The sequence below is a fragment of the Mesorhizobium sp. M0830 genome (assembly GCF_040319965.1).
Taxonomy (GTDB): Bacteria; Pseudomonadota; Alphaproteobacteria; order Rhizobiales; family Rhizobiaceae; genus Mesorhizobium.
The window spans coordinates 1-873 of sequence record NZ_JAMYOR010000150.1; the positions used below are offsets into that span (position 1 = coordinate 1).

Sequence of the window (873 nt, forward strand, 5' to 3'; positions counted from 1 at the left end):
GGATGAGATTGCCACCCATTGCGACAAGGATCATGGCTTGCGAGACGTCGATGCGCTGCTCGTAGTCGCGCACGAGGCGGCGCCATCTCGTCATCCAACCGAAGGTCCGCTCGACGACCCAGCGGCGGGGCAGGACCTGGAAGCCCTTCTGGTCGTCGGATCGACGGATGATCTCGACCACGAAGTCGAGATAGGTGGCTTTGTCCATGAGCTTCAGCCGGTCATAGGCGCCGTCGGCGAACAGATGCTTCACCCACGGCCAGCGCTTGCGGATACCATCCAGGATCGCCTGAGCGCCGGCACTGTCGGAGATGTCGGCGGTGGTGAGATTGACCATCAACAGCCGCCCATCCGTATCGACGGCAATGTGTCGCTTGCGGCCGACAATCTTCTTGCCGGCGTCATAACCCCTTGTTTCAGCTTGCGGAGCCTTGACCGACTGGCTGTCGATCACACCAGCCGTGGGACTGGCCTCGCGCCCGGCTCGCTCGCGATCCAGCATCAGCGCCACGTCGTGGATGGTCTGGAACAGAAAGCGCCGAGCCAACTCGCGGAACCAGCCGTAGACCGTCTGCCAGGGTCCGAAATGGATCGGCAGCATCCGCCAACCGCAACCCGAGCGGACCAGGTAGCGCACGGCGTTGACCACCTCGCGGAAATCAACCTCGCGCGGACGGCCGCGACGCCCAGGCTTGGGCATCAGCGGTGCGAACTGCTCCCACTCCTCGTCCGTCAAATCAGACGGGTAGCGCTTGGTCTTCTTGGCGATCTGGGCCATCCGGCCACGGCTCTGCTTTGTCCACATCTAAAGCTTGAATCATAACCCAGCCTCAGACGAAACCCCCCGGCAAGCCGATTTTCAAAACAGTCTCT

Annotated in this window: 1 protein-coding gene; it reads right to left on the bottom strand. The window is 62.2% G+C overall.

The window, feature by feature from the left end; translation table 11 throughout:
• Positions 1–805: IS5 family transposase (locus tag NKI20_RS33625; RefSeq protein WP_352838296.1), on the bottom strand; the 805-nt coding region annotated here is incomplete at its 3' end.
• Positions 806–873 lie beyond the last annotated feature (68 nt).